4 protein-coding genes, 7 tRNA genes and 1 riboswitch are annotated in these 7180 nt (G+C 47.6%); all 11 genes read right to left on the reverse strand.

The features are described 5' to 3' along the window. Positions 1 to 28: 28 nt before the first annotated feature. Positions 29 to 1567 (reverse strand): glutamine-hydrolyzing GMP synthase, encoded by a 1539-nt coding sequence (guaA, locus tag POF51_RS11385; RefSeq protein ID WP_069847532.1) that lies wholly within the window; start codon positions 1565 to 1567, stop codon positions 29 to 31. Positions 1568 to 1725: 158 nt separating this feature from the next. After that, a riboswitch (purine riboswitch) is annotated at positions 1726 to 1828 on the reverse strand. 20 nt (positions 1829 to 1848) lie between these two features. Further along, on the reverse strand, positions 1849 to 4083 hold the full coding sequence (locus tag POF51_RS11390) for a transglutaminase TgpA family protein (RefSeq protein WP_069847471.1): 2235 nt from the start codon (positions 4081 to 4083) through the stop codon (positions 1849 to 1851). Between the two features lie 4 nt (positions 4084 to 4087). Further along, positions 4088 to 5293 (reverse strand): DUF58 domain-containing protein, encoded by a 1206-nt coding sequence (locus POF51_RS11395; protein WP_069847473.1) that lies wholly within the window; start codon positions 5291 to 5293, stop codon positions 4088 to 4090. 14 nt (positions 5294 to 5307) lie between these two features. Beyond that, entirely contained in the window at positions 5308 to 6261 is a 954-nt protein-coding gene (locus POF51_RS11400) for an AAA family ATPase (protein ID WP_017249636.1), read from the reverse strand. Between the two features lie 196 nt (positions 6262 to 6457). Continuing rightward, positions 6458 to 6534 (reverse strand) — tRNA-Arg (locus tag POF51_RS11405). Positions 6535 to 6541: 7 nt separating this feature from the next. Continuing rightward, positions 6542 to 6617 (reverse strand) — tRNA-Gly (locus POF51_RS11410). 51 nt (positions 6618 to 6668) lie between these two features. Further along, positions 6669 to 6750 (reverse strand) — tRNA-Leu (locus POF51_RS11415). A gap of 68 nt (positions 6751 to 6818) precedes the next feature. Beyond that, positions 6819 to 6894, reverse strand: a tRNA-Lys gene (locus tag POF51_RS11420). Positions 6895 to 6899: 5 nt separating this feature from the next. Continuing rightward, positions 6900 to 6974 (reverse strand) — tRNA-Gln (locus tag POF51_RS11425). A gap of 4 nt (positions 6975 to 6978) precedes the next feature. Next, a tRNA-Thr gene (locus POF51_RS11430) sits at positions 6979 to 7054 on the reverse strand. Positions 7055 to 7072: 18 nt separating this feature from the next. Continuing rightward, a tRNA-Phe gene (locus tag POF51_RS11435) sits at positions 7073 to 7148 on the reverse strand. Positions 7149 to 7180 lie beyond the last annotated feature (32 nt).

Here is a 7180-nt window from a genome sequence, read left to right on the forward strand (position 1 = left end):
GCAAATAAAAGAGAGTAATTTTTTGTTCCTATTCCCACTCAATTGTTGCTGGTGGTTTGGACGTTACATCATATACAATGCGGTTAACATTGTCTACTTCATTCACGATACGCACAGAGATTTTCTCCAATACATCCCACGGAATGCGTGCCCAGTCAGCAGTCATACCATCAATGGACGTTACCGCACGAATCCCTACTGTGTAAGAATACGTACGAACATCTCCCATTACACCTACGGTCGTCATGTTTGGCAAAGCCGTGAAGTACTGCCAGATTTCCCGATCGAGACCTGCCTTGGCAATCTCCTCACGCAAGATCGCATCGGATTCACGAACGATCTTCAGTTTTTCTTCCGTAACTTCACCCAAAACACGAATGCCGAGGCCTGGTCCTGGGAATGGCTGACGCCAAACAATCTCATCTGGCAAGCCCAGCTCTTTACCCAGTTTGCGTACTTCGTCTTTGAACAAGGTTTTCAATGGTTCAATCAACGTGAACTTCATATCTTCTGGCAAACCGCCTACGTTGTGGTGCGATTTGATCGTTTGCGCAGTTGCTGTTCCACTCTCAACGATATCGGTGTACAGCGTACCCTGTGCCAAGAAATCCATATCTGTCAGCTTGGCTGCTTCTTCATCGAATACATAAATGAACTCGTTACCGATGATTTTGCGCTTTTGCTCTGGGTCAGATACACCTTTGAGCTTGCTCATGAAACGCTCGCGCGCATCGATCTTGAGCACTTTCATGGAGAATTTCTCAGCGAATGTTTCCATTACGCCTTCTGCTTCCCCTTGACGCAGAAGACCGTGGTCAACGAACATGCACGTCAATTGATCGCCAATCGCTTTGTGAATCAGCGCTGCTACTACGGAAGAATCCACACCGCCGCTCAACGCACACAGTACTTGCTTATTGCCAACTGTTTCACGAATGCGAACCAGCTCGTCTTCGATGAACGTCGTCATGCTCCAATTCGCTTCACATCCACAAATGTTGAACAGGAAGTTTCCGATGAACTCAGTACCTTTTTGGGTATGAACTACTTCTGGATGGAACTGTACGCCGTACAGCTGGCGCTCAGGGTTGCTGATCGCAGCTACTGGGCAGCTGTCGCTTACCGCATCAATAACAAATCCGGTTGGGAGCTCTACTACTTTGTCAGAGTGGCTCATCCACACGATTTCATTCGTATCCCATTTGTCGTACAAGCTGTGTTTTTGCTGCATCCGCAATTCAGCTTTTCCGTACTCGCGTTTACCCGCGCGTTCTACTTTTCCGCCCGTCAAATGGCTCATCAACTGCATACCGTAGCAAATACCCAATACAGGCAAGCCCAGATCAAAAATCGCAGGGTCTACAGTTGGTGCTCCCTCTTCGTACACGCTAGCAGGTCCGCCAGAGAAAATAATCCCTTTTGGATTCATCTCTTTAATCTTTTCAACAGGTGTATTGAACGCTATCAGTTCACTATAAACACCCAGATCGCGTACACGGCGCGCGATCAACTGATTATACTGGCCTCCGAAATCGAGTACGACGACCATTTCCATTGACTTGTCCATCATATCCCCCTTCTCCTGTAACATACAGGACGTGCAAGTGTCGGCATGCCATGCGAAGTTGTCGCATATTTGCAAAAAAGCCGGGACTGCCATCTCCGATAAACAATACGGAGGCAACGTCCCAGCTTGTGTACACATGTGCGGTTTGCATGTACAAAAATCCGATGTGCTCTCCTCGTAGTCGCCAAATTTACGGTCTAGCGGTAGAAACTTTCAGGCCCTATTCCTGATCATTATACGAGTCTCATTGATCGTCATTCTAGCAGATGGAACGGCATTGTTCAAGGCTTCAATTGACGGATTAACCGTTCGAGTATTTGCTCTGCTATTGTTCTCGCCTTTTGTTCCATTTGTTTGTAGCCATACACGGTACGTTCGTACAGCTCCGTCAAATAGCGCAGGTCTTGTCGCTTGTCTGCCGGCAGGGTCATCCTGCCCACATACTCCCGCAATGTTTCTCCTGGCTGTCTGCGCGTGTAGACTCGCTCCATCATTCGCATCAGCAGATGGTACCGATCCGGGAACTCACTGCTTCGCTGTTGATTCAGTTGCCTGCGCATCCACCATAGCTGGATGTCTTGTCTGCGGCGCCACGCGATAATTCCTGCTACGATAGCGGCTACAGCCAATCCCGCATTTACTTGCCATGGAATCTTAATCCAGCTGCCTGCTGGTCTGTCGCCCTCTTCCAGCTCATTGAAACGTCCATCCCCACGATCAATATTCGTTTGATTCTCCATGTTTGGCAATGGAACGGGGATCTGCGGCTGTGAGGTGACCAGATCATAATTAAAACGAACAGGTGACATGAATGAACTCGTCGCTTCAAATGGAACCCAACCAACCTCCGGGAAGTATACCTCTACCCACGAGTGAGCATCCTTGTTGCGCACTTCTACAGTCTCGTAATTAAACGCATCCGTTCCCACTCGTTCACCTGGAGCAAAGCCCTTGACCCAACGTGTTGGGATATCCAAGGTACGAAGCATAACCGCCATCGAAGTGGAGAAATGGTCACAGTACCCTCGAAGGCTGTCAAACAAGAAGTGATCGACAAAATCCTGACCTTCTGCAGCGACTGGAACGTCTTTCGTTTCATACTTATATTTTCCACTTGAGCGCAAGTAATTCTCGATCGCTCTCACTTTATCATAAGGAGTCTTGGCATCCTTCGTAATCGTTGCAGCAAGCTCTCTTACTCGCGGAGGCACCGAGGCTGGCACTTGCAAATAGCGCTCTTTGATATCATCCGGATAGTTCGTCCCCGCATTCGTCACGGCCTTTTCACTGACAATCGGTACTTCTGTCTCGACCTTATATTGATTCAGTTTGAGCAAAAGCGGATTGGGGCCGTACTCTGGCCGACCGTTTTTCTCACTCAGCTGAACCAAGTTGATTTTTCCTGCCCGTACTTCGAGCTGCTGATTCATTTTGTCATAAACAACGGTTGCCTCTGGTGGAGCGTAGTTGCTCACCTTTTTCAGCTGACCTTGATAAAAGACAGTCGGGAATTGCTGCGGGCCTTTAAATTCTAATGTTGCTTGTACCTTCTTCGTTTCAAGCCCTTGGAACAACGTATTCTCCCATGTATAGGTTTGCGGGTCCAGGATTGACTCGTACTCTCTATCGCCTTTTTCCCAACCAACTCCCGTATACACGTCCTTCGAGTCACCTCGCCAATAGCTGCGCTCGTTCGTCTTTGCAATAAACACTAATGTGTTATCTTGCATGAAAGGACCGCCCAACCGTTCGTCGTTGTTGTCGTATCCTACTTTTTTCATCACACCAACAGGGGTATCGTTTCCTTTCCCTGTTAAAAAGGCGATCGGATCAGGCCATGACGGTCCTGACTTCGGTGCAGCATAACCGATGCCTATACAGACCATAATGACCATCACCGAAGCCAGCAGTGAGTTGAGCATGATTCGGCTTCTCTTCCCTGCCAGTGTTGCCATGTTCGTCATCTTCATCAGATGGCTAATGGCCAGCATCAGGAAACCAATGATCAGCGTCCGTACAACCCCTGCACTGGCATCATACGGGAGAAACGTATCCAACACAGCCAAATACAGTTCCGTCAAAAAGACAAACCATAAGCCTTGCCGTTGTTCCAGCACGAGATACGTTAACATTGTCGCTAACAACACCAAAACGAGATCAAACATCGTATTCCGCGACAAGATCGACATGCTGGCCCAATCCTGTTGAAACGCTAACGGAAGATCGTGAATCATCTGCCCGTACAATTCGCCAATCCATTCCGTGTCAAAAAACGGTTTGTCAAATAAAGTAGCATGCAAAAGCACCACTAGCCCCAGAGCCTTGATCGGCAAGGTTAGCCACCGATAAGGGATCAACAGGTCAATGATAATGACTCCAGCCACAATCGCATAAAACGGCCACAGAATGCCCGTATCGGTTAATGTCTGTAGAGGAAGAAGCCACTCTCTTAACATCAGGAACAGAAAAAGGGCCAAGACCCATTCCCAAATCGTTGGACGCTTCCAAACGCTCATGAGTCTATGCACCTCCAATCCGTTTCCACTCTTGATCATCCATGTGAATAGAAGTACATGTTACTTTGTTTGCGCCAAGCAGCTGCAACGCTTGCTTATGTTCATGCGAAATCGTTGACTCGTTCTGCATGAGAAACAACTGCACCCGTCTACCTTTTTGAGCCAGTGTGACCAAACGACTGATCAGCGTTTTTTCTACATGCGGTGTAATAATAATCAAAGTGACACCTTGAGGCTGCTCCAATGATTCTCTTCCCACAATTCTTGCAAATAACTCTTGTCCTTCTGGTGCGACACGAGCTAATTGATCAAAAACTCTGAGGAAATGAGCATGGGACAGTCCTGTTGGTATCGATATACGTTCTGCTTGCTTGTACACGAGCCCATAATGGTATTGATTCCGATTGGCGTAAGCGATCAGACTCGCCGCTAGCTTCACTGCTGTTTCGAACAAGTGCACAGGCTTCCCTTGGTAGCTCGCCTTCTCCACATCAAGAAAAAAGACAGCCTGATTCATCGCCTGATGCTCAAACTCTTTCGTCTTCAGACCCATCCCCCGTGCGGAAGCTCGCCAATGAATTTGGCTCAACCGATCGCCCCGATGATAGTCTCTTACGCCGCGTACTGCTGCTACGTCGTCAGAGCGTCGATGGGAAACATGCACCGTCCCACTGAAGCTGCCGTCACCCAGGGCCCAATGGGTCAATTCTTTGTATTTTGGATAAACGAGAAACTCCTGAGAAATCGAATAAACCTTCCGACGCTCAAAAAATCCAAAAAAATCCCCGCCGCTCACTACACATTCATCGAGACGATAGTATCCACGCGGTACATTGGGTATGACATACCGAAACTCGACTTCCCTTTTGAACCATGGGAATATCAGTTGTCGATGCGGTTCATACACGCCAGCCAGCCTCGCCGGCAATGGCTCCATAATCATATGCCATCCCAGCGGAAACCAAATCTTCCGGCGCAGGCGTATCGTTACAATGACATCTTCCCCATCCTGTAGACGATTGCGATCTAGTTCACGCTCGACTTCTAGCTTCGTGAACATGAGTACATAAGCCACAATTTCATACAGGAGAAACACCAAACTACTATAGAAAAGAAACCAGCTTGAGAAGCCACCTTGAAATTTTGCGAATGCATACGTGATCAGGACTAATGCAATCGCCTTGAGCCTACCCCACCTTTGCTGTCTCATCTGCAATCACCGCCTTAGCTTACCGGGACACGGGTCTCAGACAAGATCATAGCCAACACCCGATCTACGGTTGCTCCTTCCAGTCTTGCTTCTGGTTTCACAATCATACGGTGTGCAAACACAACTGGAACTAGTTCCTTCACGTCATCTGGAATGACATAGTCACGTCCACGAACGAAGGCCAACGCCTGAACAGCCCGGAAAAGAGCAAGGGAACCGCGCGGGCTCACGCCTAGATAGATATGATGATGCTCACGCGTACGATGACATAGACGTACGATGTATTCTTTTATTCCTTCCGATACCTTAATCGTCGACACCTGGCGTTGAAGTTCCGCCAGCTCGGCTGTGGTCATAACCGGCTGAAGCTCTTCCAATGGATTCGCTGCCGAGAATCTGGACAGCATCCGCATTTCTTCCTCTACCGTTGGATACCCCAAACTTAATTGCATGAAAAATCGGTCCAATTGAGCTTCAGGTAATGGGAAGGTCCCTTCATACTCTAATGGGTTTTGCGTAGCCATCACAAAAAACGGCTCTGCCAATCGATACGTAGCCCCATCGATTGTTACTGAGCGCTCTTCCATTGCTTCTAAAAGTGCAGATTGTGTTTTTGGCGAAGTCCGGTTGATTTCGTCTGCAAGAATGACATTCGCAAAAATCGGCCCTTGACGGAACTCAAACTCCAGACTTTTTTGATTAAAGATAGCAACCCCTGTCACATCCGTTGGCAACAAATCTGGGGTAAATTGAATACGTTTAAACTCACCGCTGATTGATCTGGACAATGCCCGTACCATCATGGTCTTCCCAACGCCTGGTACATCTTCGAGCAAAACGTGACCATTCGCTAGAATAGCGGCTACCATCAATTCAATCACGGAGCGTTTACCAATCAATACTTTTTCTATATTATCGATTAAACTGGCTATTGCAGGATTTACTTGTTCCAATTTGATAGGGTTCATGTTGATACAACTCCTGTTCCATGATATTCTTCCGCAGGTTTGTAACAGCTGTTCCTCCATGCTTTCAGCGTAATTCTAAAGTAATGGATGCAAATAGGAGATACAAGGGAAAAATGCTTAAAATTTGCAAAAATACATAAGTAATTATAAAAAAAAGAGTAGGATCTATTCCTACTCTTCGGTTTCATATGAAATATGGCGTGCCCTGAGAGATTCGAACTCCCGACCTTTTGATTCGTAGTCAAACGCTCTATCCAGCTGAGCTAAGGGCACAAATAAATGGAGCGGACGAAGGGTCTCGAACCCTCGACCTTCGCCTTGGCAAGGCGACGCTCTACCAATTGAGCTACGTCCGCATGTTACATCTTATGTGGTTTGTACTGAGGACAAAGCTTTCTGTTATAGTATGGTGCGGGTGAAGGGACTTGAACCCCCACGGTTGCCCGCCAGAACCTAAATCTGGTGCGTCTGCCATTCCGCCACACCCGCATTTTACTTAGAACAGAAAAGGCATTACTGTTACTATCACGCAGCTTTGCTTATTCAGCAAAAAAAACTGGTGAGCCATGAAGGACTCGAACCTTCGACCCTCTGATTAAAAGTCAGATGCTCTACCAACTGAGCTAATGGCTCGCAAATGGCTGGGGTACTAGGATTTGAACCTAGGAATGACGGAGTCAAAGTCCGTTGCCTTACCGCTTGGCTATACCCCAATGGTGGTGCCGGCAATAGGACTTGAACCCACAACCCCCTGATTACAAGTCAGGTGCTCTACCAATTGAGCTATACCGGCGCTGTTGAATTTAATTAGTGGTGGCTCGGGACGGAATCGAACCGCCGACACGAGGATTTTCAGTCCTCTGCTCTACCGACTGAGCTACCGAGCCATTTATGATTACTTTTCGCCATTCTTTAATAA

Source organism: Brevibacillus sp. AG (assembly GCF_028369215.1).
GTDB lineage: Bacteria > Bacillota > Bacilli > Brevibacillales > Brevibacillaceae > Brevibacillus > Brevibacillus porteri.